Genomic DNA, 18,398 nt, shown 5'->3' on the forward strand with positions numbered 1-18,398 from the left:
TTCATACATAATCACCTGCCTTTTCCTTTTCGATTATTTCTTCCGCATCCTTATCAAACCCCTCTGCTTTACGAACATAGATCATACATAAGGTCCAAGTCATGATGAATTGAGCAAGAGCAAAAACCCAAACCCAAGTTATATCTCCAATTGCTGGCTTGTTTAATATAGTTGTATAAGACGTTAAAATTGGTAAAGAAATATAAAATAGCAGAAAGAAAATCGTTATTGGAACGATAAAATTTCTTTTCTTCTTTTTTAAGGCAACAAATTCAGGGCTGTGTGCAATAGCCTCATAGTTGTAAAGTGGTGGTTCCTTTCCGCTTTTTTTCACTTTTTTAGAGGTTTTTTGAGGACTAGCAGGGTTTAATACACTTCCAGCTTTCTTTGGCATTTTCCTTCCTCCTTCAACTTTACTAGCTTTCTGAATATTAAGTTAGAAAACTGTATTTTAATAATAGGGAAAAATAATAAAAATTACAAACAAAAAATTATAATATTGTAATTATTTAGAAAATTATATTAATATAATACAACTATACCTTTTCAAAAATATTTTGCTTGTCGACGTGTGTAGCGAGATGAACGATGCACTATAATGGGCGTGAGGGTCTTTAATTTATGGAATATTGTTGTAGGGTGTTGGGATGACTAGGACGGATAAAGTAAGTAAAGTGTATTAAAAAAAACTTTGTTAAAGTTATTGGTTGATTTTGACTAACAATTCTTTTTTATATTGACTGTAAACATTATAAAAGGGACATTCAAATGACTATTAAGATTATAAATAGATTATGAAATTGGGATTGGGTACAGTTTTTCGGCTTTGTTTATGCGAGTAAATTTATAAGTACCTATAGATGCATGAAAGCTGTTCCCATTTATTGATTGGAGCGCCAGACGGCGACTCCTACGGGATGAGTGAGACAGATAAGACATCACAACCACGCGCGCAAGCGATGGGTGATGGCTTATCGCTCACCCCGAGGAAAGCGTCCGGCTGGTGCGAAAAATCAATTCTACTCTCTGAATCTAAGATTTCTTTGCATCATAAATCAATCCTACCCTTTAACATAGCCTAAAAAAATTACGATTTCTAAATTTAACCAAATCAAAATAGTAATTGATAATTTAAGAAATCCTTAAAAAATGCTAACATATAAAAGTTGGACTAAAAAATCTAAAAGGAGGTCTGTTCATGAGTAATGTTTCAACTCTAGAAAAAACAATGCGCTGCAATTTAATGATGACTAATAATGCTCGCAAAGGAATACAGGAGTGGTCAGCTGATGAACACGACTTTTTTAATATACAAAAATCGTTTCAAGTTTACATTGAGAAACGTCCGGTTAATGCACAAGGAAATATCTCGCTTTCCTTATACTTTGACAACATAGAGAACTTGCAGCTTACTGAAAAACTGGATGGCAAGGTAGCAATAATGGACTGTGTACTACAGAACAATGGGTTTCTTGCAACCGGATTTCATGTACGGGGTTCTCGAGTGCCGGTGCAGACAAATAGAAGGCTACCAGTTAACCTATCATTCGTTACATCAAAAAATAACGGTGCTGGGTTACCGATACAGTTACATACAAAGATACGAGAGTTACCTGTAGCAGAGGAACGCTCTGAGTACGTGAAGAAGCGGATATCAAGCTGGGAAGGTTATTTAAAAATACAGGAACGAAATGCGGATATTGCAGATATAACTGCAAGCTTTTCTAAACTTATATTTAACGAAGATTTTAGTAGGATGTCATTAGTAGGCTGTGAAGTTAACGGTAACGAATGGAATAAAATAAGAGGGCTTAGCATTAGCTTCAAGGGTTACCAAAATGACATTGGGGATGTATTAAAAGCAAATAGGAATAAAAACACGATTGAAATAGAGCTAAGACCAAGGATTAGGGAAATGGCAAGGAAAAATAGTTTGAACCCTAAAGCTAAGGAAGTGGTTTTTAGTAATTTTGCAACCCTTAGTCAAATACGTCGACTACGAAAAGGTTTTGAGGATCTTCAGAATGGCTTAGCAGCAAATGCCAACCTAGAAAAAATTCTATTTGAAGATCGTCCTACAATTAGAATTACGAATAAACAAAAGGAACTGGAATTCCATAATAGGCTTAATGAATTTCAACAGGAGGCAGTCGTTGGTGCTATGTCTGCAGAAGACTTATATGTTATTCAGGGTCCCCCAGGCACGGGTAAAACAACTGTTATTTCCGAAATATGTCAGCAGAATGCTAAAGCTGGACTTCGCACCCTTGTAGCCTCTCAGTCAAACTTAGCGGTAGATAATGCCCTTAGTAGGTTACTATCTAACAAAGAAATTCGTATATTACGGTTTGGTAGAACGGAGAGCATAGAAGAAGAAGGGAAAAGATTTATAGAAGAAAATGTGGGGCAGTATTGGAAGGAACAGACGCTTGCAACACTTTCCGATGTAATAGAGCATCATGCTTCTCAAGAAAACCTACTAAAAGACAGATTGAATAATATTGTCCTAGAGACAAAGAGTCTTGATGAAGAAAAGCAACGTTTAATAGAAGCTATTGAAAAGAAAGTCATAGCACAGACCGAGTATGATGAACGTAGTCAACAAATAAGAGCATTAAAAAAATCCTTAGTTTCATTAAAAAAGGAACGTGAGGAAATTGAACTCACTATTCAAAGTATTGGTCCTGCAGTTCAACAACTAGCTCAGGATATAAAGGCTATGGAGCAGTTCCTGGAAGCTAATCCTTCAATAGATCAATTAACAGAACAAACGGAGCAGCTAACGAAGAAATTGGATAGTATCCAAGATCAGATATTGTATCAAAAATCAGTACGTTCTTTACAAAAAGCTCAACAAGAAATAGAAAACACGAGAGAACAACATCAAAAACTTCAAAAAAAATTAGGGGCATTAGAAGCTCTTAAAAAAGAAATCCAAACAATCCGTAAGGTGGATGAACTGAAGGAGCGTCTAAAGCTATGTGGGATTGTTCCATCATTTCTTGTTAACCGCCAGATGGAAGAGTTGGATTTGTTAATTGAAAGCATAAAGTCCTCAAGTGATTGGCAGGAGTTAAATGCTCGATTGAGCTCGGCCATAGCATTTATAGAAAAACTACTAAAAAAACATAAGTACCCTGTAGAGTCAGTCAAAAGCAATATGGGCAGAAGTGGTGTCGTTTTTGATTCCAACTACACGGTTAAAGAAATTCACCAATTTATGAACAGATTAAAGCATATTATGACTTCAGATGAAGAAGAGCTGACTACTGAGAAATTAGCTATTCTGCTAGAGGGTCTTTATGTAAGAGAGAAATTTGTTTTAAAGCAACAAGCAAGCATTCAACTGTCTAAGAGCAATTCCATTACCAAGTATCAGGCTATCAAGGCCCAAGTAGCCACTGAATTGGAAAACGGGTTCAAAGCTATTAATAACCAAACAAGAGAGTTATTAATTGTTGGGACAAATCAGAAACACCAACTTACCAATTTAGAGAAACAAATTAAGGACATTTCCGCTGAATCTGGTGACTTTGAAGGCCTTCCAACACAAGAGACTCTTGAAACCAGCTTATTAGATAAACAAAAAAAGAGAGCTGCTCTGGATGAAACAATGGAGAAAGTATCTGTTTACAGTGCGAAGTTAGGCCACAAAAAGGCTGAATTAGAGAAGCTTAAAACTCAACTTCAGGAGAAAGAAGATATTCTACAAAAAAATGAACAAGAAGCTAAGATGGTAAATGCAGAAGGTCTAGACCAGGAAAAGCGCTTAAGGATTTTAGATGAAATCATACTCCAAAATCCAGAAAATGCGTTAAAGAAATTGGAAGAGAGCTACACAGCATTAGAACAAGAAAGTGCGCAGATACACATTGAATTAGAGCGCCTACCTATAACTCAAGCTCTTCAAACGGAATGGTTTTCTCTTTTACAGGAAGCTAACGATCATGACTTAGATGAGATAAGAAAGCTATATGTGCGTCATGCGAATGTGATTGGGACTACTTGTGTTGCATCTGCTAGAAAAGAATTTATGGAGAATTATCCAACCTTCGATGTTGTCATCATTGACGAGGTATCCAAAGCTACACCACCAGAACTCTTGTTGCCGATGTTAAAAGGAAAGAAGATTATTCTAGTAGGTGATCATCATCAGCTTCCTCCATTAGTTGGAGAGGATACGTTAGATGAAACGCTTCAGGCTATTCTTGAAGAAAGCGATAGCTTCGAAGAAAAAGAAGAGTTGAAAAAGTTGCTCAAAGAGTCTCTTTTCGAACGTCTCTTCAAAAATTTACCTAAGAGCAATAAAACAATGCTAGCGATTCAATATCGAATGCATGAGAGTATTATGGAAACTATTACGCCGTTTTATGAGGAAGAGAACTACAGGTTACAATGTGGCCTAACCGATTCTGATGCGATGAGGGACCATTTATTAGATTCTGAGATTGTCAAAAGAACCGACCATCTTCTATGGGTTGATATGCCTAATGAAAAACGATACTTTGAAGAACGTATGAAGGACGGTAAGAGTAGATTCAATCAAGCTGAGCTCGATTCAATTAGAAAGATTCTCATTGACTTGGACAAAGCTACAGAGAAAGCTAAGCAAGAGGGAAGAATGGAGCAACATGAAAAGAAAAGCATTGGAGTTATTAGCTTCTATGGTGAACAAGTAAAAAGAATTGATCGACTCATTCAACAGGAAATGAACTTAAAGCATTTGCATTTTAGAACTGGAACGGTAGACAAGTTTCAAGGAATGGAAATGGACGTCATCCTTTTGAGCATGGTACGTAACAACCAGGACAAGAGTGGAGACATTGGATTTGCTAATGATTATCGTCGACTGAATGTAGCATTATCTCGTGCTAGAGAGCTGCTAGTCATAGTAGGCAGTGTGGAAATGTTTACGAAACGAGCTAAGCAAAAAAGCTCCAGAGAAATGTATGGTCGTTTAAAAACAATAGTAAAACAGAAGGAAGGCTTTCGTAATCCAGAAGTGATTGGACAAGGGAGTCGCATAGGAGTTTAAAGATGCAATCATTACAAAAACGCTTAGAAAAAGAAATTTACCAAAATTCTAAGGTGAAAATAATGGAATCACTAAATTGGTGTGTTCCAGTCCATACAATTGAAGTGGAATATAAACGAGTGAAGCGTACAAAAATGGACGTACTGATGAAAATGATGTTAATCTCCTTTCAAAAAACGAATATTAACACCTCGGCCCAGCTTAGTGAATTGTTGATGGTGGAGCAGCTATTCATCGATGATTTAATAGAGGTTATGAGAAAGTCAGGTTTAATAGAAAAAAGAGAAGCTAATATTGTACTAACGGCAAAAGGTAAACAACAACTAGAACAGGGAATCTTCGAAGAGGAGCAGGATCCTGGGACACATCATATACTGTTTAGTCCTACCCATAATAATTTTTTAACCGGAGATATAAAGCCTGCCTCAGAAGGTGAGGAGCTGCTCCAGGTGTATAGATACGCTAAAGATGAAAAAAAGCTGGCTATAGAACAAGCAATTCTGTTAGACGCTCTACATCAATCTAACATGGAAGATCATGAAGGAGAGGAATTAATAATCATCTCCGAAATTATCTCGTCTACTGAAATGTACATTGATGATATCCCGTGCTTAGAATACATTGTCTATAATGAGCAGGAGGACCTGTTTTTCGCAAGAGTATGGAATACGCTGACCGATCAATGGGACGAAGCACTAGAAACGCAGTTAAATGAAAAAGAACGACTGCGTTGGAGAGAGAAATTTTTATAATCATTATAAAAAAACTGAAGATGCCCCCAGAGTTTTACAAACCGTAAAATTCTGGGGGCGTTATTATTGTCTGTAGAGCTCTTTGCAAATGACTTAATTATCACTAGTCATTGCATTATGTCGTGGGCCGGATGATAATCAGCTGATCTAACTTAACCTATTTAGTTGTAGCCTTGTAATATTCCTCTATAGGTACAAACAAACCAACCTTACCATGGCTTTCATGCTCCAGGGTAGCAAAAACAATACCAATAACAAGTCCTTCTTGATTAAATACCGGACTTCCACTATTGCCTCTGTACACAGGTGCCTCCATCATCATGATAGGTACATCCCAATCACTTAATTGGTAGGGTTCTATTAATGTTCCCTCATTGGCTATCCCTGTAAAGCGCAATGGATTGCCGATAAAGATGATAGGATCTCCTTGCTTAGCTTCCATTTGCTCAGCTAAGGTTAAATACGGGAAGTCTTCATTGCTGGAGACTTGCAAAACGGCTAAGTCAATTTCGGGATAGGATTCTATCAAATCAGCTCGAAATCGCCCATCATCAGGGAAGCCGACAGTTATATTATTTTTGTCTTCAATTACATGATAATTGGTTAGAATGATCCCGTTTTCTGAAATGGAAAATCCAGTGCCTTTACTATCGTCTGTGAGAACAACTACAACCGATTTCTTATACTCTGCTATATTCTCCTGAGCTGATAGGCGAGCTGATGTTTTGACGAATTCAATAGCCGGAATGGAGTAAACCTGCAAGATAATACCAAAAGTATTAATAAATAAGACCAATGCCATCAAGTAAAAGATCCACTTTGGAAATGGGCGCTTTCGTGTAGGAAGGTTTTTTTCCTCTTTAGCTTTGAGCAGTGCCTCAGCTTGTGCCTCCAAAACTAATTGCTGCAATTCTTCATCATCAATATCCTCTTCCCATTTTTCCTTTTTTCGATCATCAGGCATCTTACTCACATCCTTACTGATTGCAACTTGTACATCTATTATACATAAATGTTGTCTATTAATTGGTAAGATAAGAATTAATTTCACTTGAAATATGAGTACAAAAGGTTTAATATATGAATACAAGCTGCATTGTGCGTATGAATATTAAGTTTTAACCTTTATGCTGTAACAGGGAGTTTTATATAGAGCCGGAATGACAAGCTTCATTCTCTTTTAGACAATGAAGACATGCAAAGAAGGTATCTGCGAACACCCACTTTGAGGAGTGGTGGTTTAAAACTTTCATATAAGATACGGCAAAGGCGGCTTCCTAATAAGAATTTTATAGCAAGATATATAGACACTCTTACCAGAGATGGTAAGGGTGTTTTTTGTGTTAGATAAAGAAAAGCAATAAAGGGGAAATATGTCATCGACAGCAAATGAATATGAAGGAACAATTAAAATTTTTAGAAAGATTTCAGCGAGTAGTCATTTGTAACATGCTGTTTTTTTCTGTCATAAATTTATTATCTCCCTAACACTATCCTGAAATACCTTTGTCATCTTAACATGTTAAGCTAGGGGTCGTTAGTGAAAAGGAGGAAATTCATTTTATGAAAAAACACATTGTAGCACTAACTGCTATTGCGGCACTATCAGTAGGAACAGCAGGACAAGCTTCTGCATCAAGTGTTCACACGGTAGAAAAAGGTGACACTCTTTGGTCAATTTCACAAGAGAATAACGTCAGTATAGAAAATATACAAGTATGGAACGATCTAGATTCAACAATTATATACCCATCACAACAATTACAGGTGGAGGAATCTACAGGAACTTATACAGTTGTTTCGGGAGACACTCTCTATGGTGTTGCGCTTATGCATGGGATGAGCGTTACCGAACTAATGACAAGTAACCAACTTATAGATGACTTAATACACCCCGGTGATAAGCTAGTCGTTAGTGGAGATAAGGTGCAGCCACAAGTGAGTGCATCTCAGAGTTCAGCTAATAGCTCAGCACCTAGTAAACCAGCAGCATCAACGGATGTAAAAGAATTAACCGTAACCGCTACTGCATACACTGCTTCCTGTGAAGGCTGTTCAGGAATTACTTCTACGGGGATTGACTTAAATGCGAACCCCAATCAAAAAGTGGTTGCAGTAGATCCTACTGTTATACCTCTTGGTTCCAAAGTTTGGGTTGAAGGTTATGGGGAAGCCATTGCTGGAGATATTGGAGGCGCAATAAAAGGAAATAAGATAGATGTTTACATGCCTTCTTATAATGATGCGATTAACTGGGGTCGTCAATCAGTGAAAGTTAAAATACTTGACTAAAGTTTTAAAGATAAACAAAAATATTATTTTATTGGATAAAAAAGGAATATTGTAGGTAGGTATTTGTTATTCGAAGGATAATAATTACACATAAAGTAATTTCAAACCCTTTTATTCCATATTAATTACTAAATGTAATTAATTACTAGTAAATAAAAATGCTCATAATGGGTATAATATTGGTATGAGAAACAGTTGATAGCTGAAGAAGATCTCCCTTCGTCTTTCTCATCCGATTTTATATAAAAAATCGGGCCCCACTGTTGAAGAAGTGGGGCTTTTTTTATATTAAAAATAAAACAAGATAAGTATATTGATTGGAGTAATTAGGCACTAAGTAAATTGATACCCTAAATCACGAATAATTTAAACTCAGCAGGGTACTTATACAGAATAATAAATGTTTAATGAGGTGATTAAAGTATGAAATATCACTCAAAAATAAAAGAAGGCGGTTGGGATGACAGTCACCGTCAGTGGCCGCTTCCAAGCCTGCCTTGGGTAATGCAACAAACTTGGAACGATCTCTTATTTGCACACTACCCGATTAAAATGGATAAACTACGAAGCTTAGTCCCAGAGGCCTTAACAATTGATTCTTTTGATGGTGTGGGATGGATTGGCATTGTTCCTTTCCAAATTACCAAAAGCAGGATGAAGGCAGTACCACCGATTCCTGGAATATCAGCTTTTCCTGAACTTAATGTAAGAACGTACGTCTCAGTAGATGGTAAGCCAGGTGTGTATTTCATAAGCATGGATACCACCAATTTACTGGCGGTGAGTGGAGCAAGAACCTTATATCATTTGCCTTACGTAGTAGCCGATATGAATGTCAGTTATAAAGAGGATTTTGTAAATTATGATAGTAAAAGATTAGATGATAGTGGAGCTCTTTTAAATTGTAGCTATAGGCCAATTTCAGATCCTTATTATCCACAAAAAGGTTCATTTGACGAATGGATGGCTGAACGCTATTGTCTATACACGGTAAATGGAAGTGAAGAAGTCAAACGGTGTGACATTTTACATGAGCCATGGCAATTGCAAATAGCTGAAGCAGATTTTAATTTGAATACAATGTTATCTCATCAATCTATTTTTGTAGAAAACAATGCACCTATTCTTCATTTTTCTAAGAGGAAGAAGGTCCGTATATGGCCACTTGTAAATCCCTATAAGGAATAATGTGTAAGGAAGCAAATAACTCCATTTGCTTCCTTTTTTGTGTTTTTTTAAAATGTCGGATTCTCTGCAAAATAGTGGAAATGTTTAAAAGGCACTATTCACGCAAAAAGAGTTGTTTAGAAAAATAGTTAAACATTAATTTGTGTTGGGTATTAAGTAATGATTAAAAAATGGTTCTTAATAATCGTTGTAAATAATTAAAACGCATAAGAAACCTTTCATACTATGCCCTTTTTTAATTTAATAATGAAAAGTATATATACCTAGAAGGTATTAAATGGAGTGATTAAGCAATAAAAAAGATCTCTATTTAGGTTAATTTATTCATTTTTCAGAATAAACTAATTCTTACTGAAATTTTAAAATAACCTTGTCCTTTGAGAATAAAGGGTTTAAGAATTTTTTTAAAAATTTTGTCTCTCCCGAAAATATCTAAATACCTATAAAAAATAAGCGTAAAGTAGGCGTATACAATCAAATTGGAATATTTGAACTAGTTAGCGTCAAAATTCGACAAAAATCCTTTGAATTATAGTATATAGTTGTAAATACATCAAGAGCTTTTGTTCAGACACCATGGAATCTGTTTACCTAAACTTACAATTAGGAAAGGGGGAAAGGGTGTTTTTGTGTTTCCTATGTGGTAAAGAACCTAGATTAGTAGGAGTAAAAGATCCAGCTAAAATCAGAGGAGGAATGAAAGTTGAGTAGGAGCAGTAGACGAACTAAACGAAACAAGGCCGTCAGTATCGCAGCAACTTTACTTATGACATTTTCACTGATCGCTCCCAATGTAGTTAGTGCAGAAGCGAACAGCAAATTGCACCAGTCATTGCGAGATTCAAGTCCGAACAGTATTTCTGTCAAGGATAAAATGAGCAGTAGATTACTAGAAGACTTTAAAGAAGATGAAAAGGTTACTTTCTTGATAAAGTTTAAAGAAAAGGCTGACTCGGCAAAAGTAGCTTCAGAGGCTAGAAAAAATGCCGAGTCGAAAAATCTTTCAGCTCATAACACAAAGCTGATTCAGAGGTCAGCAGTTGTGTCAGAACTAAAAACCACTTCCATGGAATCACAAGAAACTGTGATGGAGTTTCTTGAACAAGAAGTTTCCAAAGGAAATGCTAGCGATTTAGAATCTTATTATATCGTAAATGGGATGTCTGTAACAACGACAAAAGAAATTGCTGAAAAAATAGCTACTTTTCCTGAGGTAGAAAAGATACTTCCCAATGAGACACGACAACTGTTTGTTACTAAAACAAAAGATGCAGTAGCACCTAAAGCAGAGGTCGCAAATGTAGAATGGAATATTGATCGAGTTAAGGCTCCACAAACTTGGGAAATGGGTATTGATGGATCAGGAACTGTAGTTGCGAGTATAGATACTGGCGTTCAATGGGATCACCCTGCTCTTAAAGAAAAATATCGTGGTTATAACAAGGCTACAGGACAAGTCACTCATGACTTTAACTGGTTTGATGCGACTTCTTCAGCAAGTCCAACGCCATTCGATGATCAAGACCATGGAACGCACGTAACAGGAACTATGGTAGGTAGTGAGCCAAACGGTTCTAACCAAATTGGTGTTGCTCCAGGTGCTAAGTATATTGCTGTTAAAGCATTTACAGCATCAGGTGGGTCTGACACAGATCTACTAGAAGCTGCACAATGGATATTAGCTCCAACTGATGCAAGTGGAAATACACGAGTAGATTTAGCTCCAGATGTTGTCAATAACTCATGGGGTGGCGGAGCAGGATTAGATGAGTGGTACCGCGATGTTGTCATTAACTGGCGTGCTGCTGAAATTTTCCCAGAATTTTCTGCAGGGAATACTACATTTACTAACCCTGGTGGACCTGGTTCTGTAGCGGCACCATCAAACTATCCTGAGTCTTTCGCAACTGGAGCGACGGATATTAACAATATAGTTGGAAGCTTCTCTCTTCGCGGTCCATCACCATATGCTGAAATTAAGCCTGACATTTCAGCTCCTGGAGTAAACATTCGTTCTTCTGTCCCTGGTGGAGGGTATGAAGGTGGTTGGAATGGAACTTCTATGGCAGGACCAGCTGTATCTGGTGTAGTTGCATTACTCAAGCAAGTAAATTCAAATCTTACAGTAGATCAACTGGAAGAGATACTATTAAATACAGCCATTCCTTTAACAGATACCCAATATACAGAAGTACCAAACCATGGCTATGGATATGGTCTAGTAGATGCTGAAGCAGCTGTAACTTCTATTTTAACTGGACTTGGTTCTTTAAAAGGGCAAGTTACTAAAGAAGGCGAAGACAACGCAGCGCCTGTACTTGAGCACTCTGCTCCTGCTGAAACGTACGAAGGTATGGCATTAACATTAACTGCAAATGTAACAGATGATATCAGCGTATCTTCTGTAGTTTTAAACTACCAAGATGAAAATGGAGCTTGGCAAGAAATCGAAGCAGGTCGTTCATCTGGTGATTTTAAGTCTGGAGTATATACAGTAGTGGTCCCTGGAGATCTAATCACAGGCACTTCCTTTAAATACACTTGGACTGCAACAGATTTTGGTAACAATGAAGTAACTAGTGAAGAATACACGGTACAAGTAAAACCAGGTATTACAGTGGGGTACACAGAGGATTTTGAAGCACAACCAACTGGATGGTATTCTTTTGGAAACCAAAACAGCTGGGAGTGGGGTGTACCAACATCTGGTCCTGGAAATGCTGCCTCTGGAGAAAAAGTATATGCTACTAATCTAAAAGGTCAGTATGCAAATAATATGAACGCAACACTTGTGGCACCTCCAATTGATTTGCCAGAAGGAAATTCATATCTTCAGTTCAAGCAGTGGCATAATTTTGAACAAGCTTCATCTGGTACAGCTTGGGATTATGGACATATCGTTGTTTCTACTGACCAAGTAAACTGGACACAGTTGCTAAGGGTTACAGGAATATCTACAGCATGGGGAGATGTAGAGGTAGACCTTTCTGAATATGCGGGTCAACGTATCTATCTTGGATTTAATGCATTTTCTGATGGAAGTGTACAAAGAGACGGTTGGTATATTGATGACGTAGCTTTAACGGATGTTTCTCAAACTGGTACTGTTTCAAAAGGAAAAGGCAACAACAAAGGCAACACAGCTATCACAGGTGGTAAAGGAAATGATAACCAAAAAGATATCGATGTGAAAAAAGCACCGGTAGATCCAAATAAAATTAAGCCTGTTTTACCTGAACTAAAAGCGGCACCTCCAGTAGTGGAAGATACAAATGCTCCTACATTGCTCCCACTTGGTGCTCAAGTGAGCGTACTTGAAACAAATCGCTCTGTATATACAAACCCGGCCGATGGTTCATATTCCATGACCCATGCTGCAGGTACATTTACAGTAAAAGCAGAAGCTTATGGTTTCGAGTCTGAAGAAAAATCAGTAGTGATTGAAGCAGATGAAACAGCAACTGCAAACTTTACTTTAGATGAAGTTGAACAAAATACGATTAGCGGTACAATTACAGATGCTTCTACAGGAGAAGGAATTGCTGGAGCAACTATTCTTCTAGTAGAGGATGCAAATATCTCACCAGTCGTTACTGATGAAAATGGTAACTATGAGATTACTGCATATGTAGGAGAGTACACGTTAAAAGTTATCGCTCGTGGCTACCATGGTCAAGAAGTTCCTGTAACAATTGACGGTGAGCCAATTACAAAAGATATTGCTTTAGAACCTTTTTACACTTATCCAGGTGGGGAAATTGGTTACGATGATGGAACTGCAGAAAATGCAAGAGCATTTAACGCAGCTGGAAATGCATGGTCTGTAAAAATGTCACTTCCTGAAGGTAAGGAAAGTGGAATTGTAACAGATGGAGTATTTAAATTCTGGACAACAGAATGGCCAGTACCAGGTGGAACAGCATTCGCAGTAGAAGTTTGGGATGCAAGTGGTATTGATGGAGCACCAGGGAAAATGATTGCTGGTCCTGTTAATGCAACAGCATTACGTAATGGTGATTGGACGGTTGTTGACTTAACGGAACACAACATCGTTGTAAATGGAGACTTCCATATGGTGTATCGCCAAACATTTGCAAACCCTAACACTCCAGGTCTAGCTACAGATGAAGATGGACCAAATGCTGGTAGAAGCTACCAAGGAGTTTCAGGTGCATGGACTCCTGCACCTGCTGCTGAGGGTAACTATATGATCCGAGCTCGTGTAAGCTACGAGGTTGTAGGTCCAGTTATCACTTCACCTGAACAAGGTTTAGTGACTAACGAAGAAAACATTACAATAGAAGGATCTGCGTCACCAACTACAACTATAGAGTTGAAGCAAAATGGTGAAGTAGTAGGATCTACTGAGGTTGGTAATGACGGTAAATTCGCACTTGATGCAGTATTAACAGAAGGTGAAAATGAATTTACAGTTGTATCTACTTTAGATGGTCGTGAAACTGGAGAGTCTGCACCAGTAACAGTTACTTTAGACACTCAAAAGCCTGAATTAACTATTACAAAACCAGTTGATGGAGAAAAAACAAATCGTGAAAGTGTTACTGTAGAAGGTACTATTGCAGATGCTAATTTGGAATATGTTCATGTAAATGGACAACCAGCAACAGTAACTAACGGCAAATTCTCTAAACGTATCCTTTTAGAAGAAGGATTAAATGAAATTACTGTAGAGGCGAAGGATGCAGCAGGAAATGTAGAAACTAAGACAATTAAGGTTACTACTGACTCCATTGCTCCAGAAATCTCTAACCTAAAACCAGCAACAGATTTAAATCTTAAAACTGGCCGTAGTGTTAAAATTGAATTTGACAGTGAGCCTGGTTTAAAACCTACATTTGTTATTCATATGCCACTTACAAATGTTGGAGATGTACAAAATGCTACAGAATTACCAATGATGGAAACTGGTAATGGCCATTATGTTGGTTATTGGACAGTGCCAGCAGATACAGTAGCAAATGGAGCAGTAATCGAAGTAATAGCAATTGATGGCTTTGGAAATGAAACACGTCAAAAAGCAGCAGGTAAATTGTTTATTAATGTTGATGCTCCAACCTCTTCACAGCCAGCGGTAGAAAAACCAGCTGAATTAGAGGAGCCTGTAAAAGAAACAGAAGAGAACTAAGAAATATTTAACACAAAAAGTCAGTGAGATATCTCACTGACTTTTTTGTTTTTAAAAATATTCATAACATTCGGTAAAATATGATAATATTAGGTAATAGCAAATTATGTAAACAAAGGGGATAGGTATGAGAAGAGAATATAATATAAAACATATTTTTTTAGTAATTGCTGCATGCGTGGTTTTATTTTCACCAATTTATATTTTATTAATGCCAAATATTGTAGCCGATACTATCTATTATGATAGAAACTCATGGCTTACTTATGTACCATCTATTAATTATTGGGTATTGGGGATAAGTGTTTTTACGTTTGCTTTGTGTTTTGTTCTTCTGGGGTTATTAAAAAGTTGGAAGATCTCTATTCCAACCGCATTAATTGCTTTTGCTTTAAGCGTGGTAACGTTTTATTATGCTTCCTTGTCATATATTTCACTTAATGAGGACCAAATTTCTTATAGAAAAATGTTTTCAACAGAAAAAGAAATTTATCAGTGGGAAGAGTTAAATAAGGTTTCCTATTATATGGTAGACGAAAAATCTGAGGAACTTCCTTATTACAGCTTTTACTTTAATAATGGAGAAAAGTTTACGATTAAAGAGAACACTCATGTATTAGATGTAGCATCAAGCATCAGGTGGAGGGTAAAGGCAGCTGAGGTTCCTATTGAGCATGTAGAAACTTGGAATGAATAATAGCGCTTATGGAATTATGATTATTTGTTATCAGTGTTTTCCTTTTATCAAAAACCTTGAAAAATAAATACTTATATAATTTAACTACATACTAACTAAAAGGAGGATGATCATAAAAACACGGTCATCCTCTTACAAGTACATGTATTAGATATGATGTCCTAAAGAGTGCTGAAATTAAGGAGAAGTTTAAGATATGGCTTTTACTTTTTGCTGGAAGGGCAGCTTTAAAGCATTCTTAGTAATGCTTCTCTTCCAATCATTCCAGTCTCAATACCTAATTTCTCTGCCTCTAAAGTAACTGATTCCAGCGGAGCATTTATAAGCTGTTCAATTGTTTTTACTCCTACAGCTCTGCCTGCAATTATGTTCCTATCTTTTAACTTTTCATTGAGCAAGCCAACATCTAATGCTCCACACATAATGTAACCTTTGTCATTGGAAACGGTTAGCAAAGTCGTTTTTGGAAGCTCAACTGAAACAGCTATAAATGTGTTTCCGTCAATGTCAACTGGGTGCACTTTAATCAATAAATATTCACTCCTTTAAGCTTTCCCTTCAGATTATGTAAGAAGTAGGAAATAGGTGAATATTAACGAGCTAAAGTTTAAGGAGCCTAAAATATTTCATTTAAAATTTTGGTTTTGATATAAAGGATAACCATAATCATTAGAACAATGCAGTTAAAAGGTTTGAAAAAGTTTTTTGTCTAAAATTTTATTTCTTGTATATATCAAAAGATTTGGCACAATATAATCTCACAAGGAGGTGAGAGAAATGTCAAACAACAACAACAAACTACTTGTACCAGGTGTTAAACAAGCTCTTGACCAAATGAAATATGAAATCGCTCAAGAATTTGGAGTACAACTTGGAGGAGAATCTACAGCGCGTGCTAACGGATCCGTTGGCGGAGAAATTACTAAGCGTTTAGTAGCTCAAGCTCAAGGACAAATGAGCGGTTTTCAAAAATAATTAAATTGAGACCGGTGGCTTTATGCCATCGGTTTTTTGTTTTTGAATTATGTTTTGTAATACCGAATACTTTCTCATAAAAAAAGCTTTGTTAAAGTTATTGGTGGATTTTGACTAATAATTCTTTAGGAACATTCAAATGGCTATTAAGAACATAAATAGATTATAAAATTGAGGTTGGGGACAGTTTTAAGCTTTGTTGATACGAGTAAATTATTTGCGCTTTATCGATGCTCAAGCTGTTTCCATGTATTGAATTGGAGCGCCAGACGGCGACATAAGCAGGGATGAGTGAGACAGATAAGACATCACAACCACGCGCGTAAGCGATGGGTGATGGCTTATCGCTCACCCCGCGAAAAAGCGTCCGGCTGGTGCGAAAAATCAATTCTACTCTCTGATTTAAAGATTTCTTTGCATTATAAATCAACCCTACCCTTTAACATAGCCTAAAAAAGTAAGAAAAAAGGTAACGAAGAAAATTCTTCGTTACCTTTTTTTAACTTACAACTGCAATTATTCCTTCTTTTTCATCTAATACAAGCTCTATACCGGTAGAGATAGGATCTAGGTTTAAAAATTCTAACATTGTTTGGCGTAAAGATTCAATAATGTCTAGAGTACTTAAATTATACTGTTGATTATTTACATATGCCTCAGCGGAAAAACCAGTTTCGTCATCATACATTAACTCCACTTCAACTGCTTCCGGGTTAGCATTGACTTTACGACCAAAGTGAACGCAAATAGCATTAATAATATTTTGTTCCGGTACTACTAGTTTTTCCATGTATGTGGTTCCTCTTTCTTTTTCTTGTCTTTAAAGATGTTGATGATCTTAAGGATAAGAATAACAATTACTGCGATAGCAGCAGCATTAATTAAGAAACCTAATATGGAACCAAGTATACCCATGTTTGCAAAAAGACTACCAAAGAGTAATCCAGCGAGACCACCTATGAAAAGACCTTTCATCAATCCACCAGCCGTAAATCCACCTTTGGAGTTTGTGTTAGATGATTTATTTGTAGCTGTTGTAGAATTATCTTTATCTTTTTGAATATTAGAATTCGTATTGGAATTATTCGTATTGTCATTTGAATTATTATTAGAATTAAAACCTTTTTTTCCTGACTTGTATTTCTTAGCTTCAGCAGTTATATCGTCTTGAAAGACAAAATTGCCCACTGAAGAAAAAACAAGCGTGATAGTAAGTAGTGCGACTAGAATTTTCTTCAAAATTTAAAACCCTCCGTAAAATAGTTATTAGATTAGACTTACAGTATTACCTTATACTATTTACGAAAGAATGGAAAGAAAGTTTCATTTATATAAAAGATTATAGTTCAACTTGAAGAGAGCGACGTTGTATCTCACTTTTCAATAAAGCTAAAAAGTCAGGGCAAAGGTTAAGTTCCTTAGCAGTAAAATATGATTCTAATAATAGATCATCCGACATTTTACTCATTTCATTTCCTCCTAATAGTTAAATGTTCTTATATGTGAAAGGGCTTTAAGATTAAATAATTGTTATTAACATTACTTTACCAAAAAGTACTATTAAGAACAATCGTTCTTTTTATCCACAGTATATGGGTATAAGATGTTAATAAGTTGTTTACATGTTTGTCAAAATCATATTTATCTAGTGTGAATTCTGTGTGTAAACTTATCCACAAAGAATGAAAAAGGCGAATTTTGTCGAAACCTTTTTGGAATAAAAATCATTTTTAACATCTAAGCTGCTCCTTTAACGCATATGTTATATGATAATTTTTTTTCCTACTATCTAATAAATTTTTAGTTTTCTTTTTACTTAATTACATGGAAAAACAAAATATTTCCTTTTATCAATACCCGTTAAAATATGTGCTTAAACATAAAATAATTAAATTTTTTAAAAATTTAATTAAAATTCTTCTTTTTCTTGTTCTTCCTTGTCGTCAACTTGATTGTCATCATGGTCTAAAGCATAATTGGTGTCTCCAAGTAGACCTAAAGAGATGAATGTAGCTGCTCCGATTTTTGCTTTATTTTTTTCAGTAAACATATTTGTTACCTCCGTGCCTTATAGTTTTTCATTAAAGAATTTATCTTAAATAATACATACCTCTGGAAGAAGGAAATAAACACCTAAAATTTAGTTGAAAGCTATTGTATAAAGTAGGATGGGTACGCATCGCCTTATTATTAAAAAATTTATAAAAGGATAAGCAATATAGTGTATAAGATAGAAAAAATTATGAGAAGAAGTGATATTAACTATAAGGTTAGAAAGTAGAAAGAGCGGTTGTATGGAGTTGATCACGAGTT

Annotated in this window: 14 protein-coding genes and 1 other RNA gene; 8 read left to right on the forward strand and 7 right to left on the reverse strand. The window is 36.2% G+C overall.

Translation table 11 applies throughout. The annotated features are described in order from the left end of the window. Position 1 precedes the first annotated feature (1 nt). Entirely contained in the window at positions 2 to 394 is a 393-nt protein-coding gene (locus MKY09_RS01895) for a DUF485 domain-containing protein (protein WP_169360182.1), read from the reverse strand. An 804-nt stretch (positions 395 to 1,198) separates the two neighbouring features. Between MKY09_RS01895 and MKY09_RS01900 the strand changes: the two genes are divergently transcribed. Next, on the forward strand, positions 1,199 to 5,035 hold the full coding sequence (locus tag MKY09_RS01900) for an AAA domain-containing protein (RefSeq protein ID WP_342567432.1): 3,837 nt from the start codon (positions 1,199 to 1,201) through the stop codon (positions 5,033 to 5,035). A gap of 2 nt (positions 5,036 to 5,037) precedes the next feature. Beyond that, a complete protein-coding gene (locus MKY09_RS01905; RefSeq protein ID WP_342567433.1) occupies positions 5,038 to 5,787 on the forward strand; it encodes a hypothetical protein in 750 nt (249 codons plus the stop codon). Between the two features lie 157 nt (positions 5,788 to 5,944). On the opposite strand, the gene MKY09_RS01910 is transcribed toward MKY09_RS01905, so the two are convergent. Beyond that, entirely contained in the window at positions 5,945 to 6,751 is an 807-nt protein-coding gene (locus tag MKY09_RS01910) for a serine protease (RefSeq protein ID WP_342567434.1), read from the reverse strand. Positions 6,752 to 6,872: 121 nt separating this feature from the next. Between MKY09_RS01910 and ssrS the strand changes: the two genes are divergently transcribed. From ssrS to MKY09_RS01935, 5 genes are all read left to right on the forward strand, one after another. Next, a non-coding RNA gene (ssrS, locus tag MKY09_RS01915) (6S RNA) lies at positions 6,873 to 7,067 on the forward strand. 283 nt (positions 7,068 to 7,350) lie between these two features. Then, complete coding sequence (locus MKY09_RS01920; protein ID WP_342567435.1) at positions 7,351 to 8,079, forward strand: LysM peptidoglycan-binding domain-containing protein; 729 nt, start codon at positions 7,351 to 7,353, stop codon at positions 8,077 to 8,079. Positions 8,080 to 8,502: 423 nt separating this feature from the next. Then, positions 8,503 to 9,267 carry a DUF2071 domain-containing protein gene (locus MKY09_RS01925; protein WP_342567436.1) on the forward strand — a complete coding sequence of 255 codons (765 nt, stop codon included), beginning with the start codon at positions 8,503 to 8,505 and terminating at the stop codon, positions 9,265 to 9,267. A 766-nt stretch (positions 9,268 to 10,033) separates the two neighbouring features. Next, the gene (locus MKY09_RS01930; RefSeq protein ID WP_342568201.1) at positions 10,034 to 14,413 is read left to right on the forward strand and encodes a S8 family serine peptidase; all 4,380 of its coding nucleotides are present in this window, start codon (positions 10,034 to 10,036) and stop codon (positions 14,411 to 14,413) included. Positions 14,414 to 14,540: 127 nt separating this feature from the next. After that, positions 14,541 to 15,110 carry a hypothetical protein gene (locus MKY09_RS01935; RefSeq protein ID WP_169360176.1) on the forward strand — a complete coding sequence of 190 codons (570 nt, stop codon included), beginning with the start codon at positions 14,541 to 14,543 and terminating at the stop codon, positions 15,108 to 15,110. A gap of 227 nt (positions 15,111 to 15,337) precedes the next feature. On the opposite strand, the gene MKY09_RS01940 is transcribed toward MKY09_RS01935, so the two are convergent. Then, positions 15,338 to 15,640 (reverse strand): DUF1805 domain-containing protein, encoded by a 303-nt coding sequence (locus MKY09_RS01940; RefSeq protein ID WP_169360175.1) that lies wholly within the window; start codon positions 15,638 to 15,640, stop codon positions 15,338 to 15,340. A gap of 247 nt (positions 15,641 to 15,887) precedes the next feature. On the opposite strand from MKY09_RS01940, the gene MKY09_RS01945 reads away from it, so the two are divergent. Further along, positions 15,888 to 16,085 (forward strand): alpha/beta-type small acid-soluble spore protein, encoded by a 198-nt coding sequence (locus tag MKY09_RS01945; RefSeq protein WP_169360174.1) that lies wholly within the window; start codon positions 15,888 to 15,890, stop codon positions 16,083 to 16,085. A gap of 499 nt (positions 16,086 to 16,584) precedes the next feature. Here the strand turns inward: MKY09_RS01945 and MKY09_RS01950 are convergent, their stop codons facing one another. From MKY09_RS01950 to MKY09_RS01965, 4 genes are all read right to left on the reverse strand, one after another. Then, positions 16,585 to 16,875, reverse strand: coding sequence for a DUF2653 family protein (locus MKY09_RS01950; RefSeq protein WP_342567437.1), 291 nt, complete (start codon positions 16,873 to 16,875; stop codon positions 16,585 to 16,587). Beyond that, the gene (locus tag MKY09_RS01955; RefSeq protein WP_251553602.1) at positions 16,863 to 17,324 is read right to left on the reverse strand and encodes a hypothetical protein; all 462 of its coding nucleotides are present in this window, start codon (positions 17,322 to 17,324) and stop codon (positions 16,863 to 16,865) included. The genes MKY09_RS01950 and MKY09_RS01955 overlap by 13 nt, the downstream gene beginning before the upstream one ends. Positions 17,325 to 17,424: 100 nt before the next feature. Continuing rightward, positions 17,425 to 17,553, reverse strand: coding sequence for a sporulation histidine kinase inhibitor Sda (locus MKY09_RS01960; protein WP_169360171.1), 129 nt, complete (start codon positions 17,551 to 17,553; stop codon positions 17,425 to 17,427). Positions 17,554 to 17,994: 441 nt separating this feature from the next. Then, entirely contained in the window at positions 17,995 to 18,135 is a 141-nt protein-coding gene (locus MKY09_RS01965) for a hypothetical protein (protein WP_298470878.1), read from the reverse strand. Positions 18,136 to 18,398: the final 263 nt, after the last annotated feature.

Origin of the sequence: Psychrobacillus sp. FSL K6-4046 (assembly GCF_038624605.1) — a bacterium.
Classification (GTDB): Bacteria; Bacillota; Bacilli; order Bacillales_A; family Planococcaceae; genus Psychrobacillus.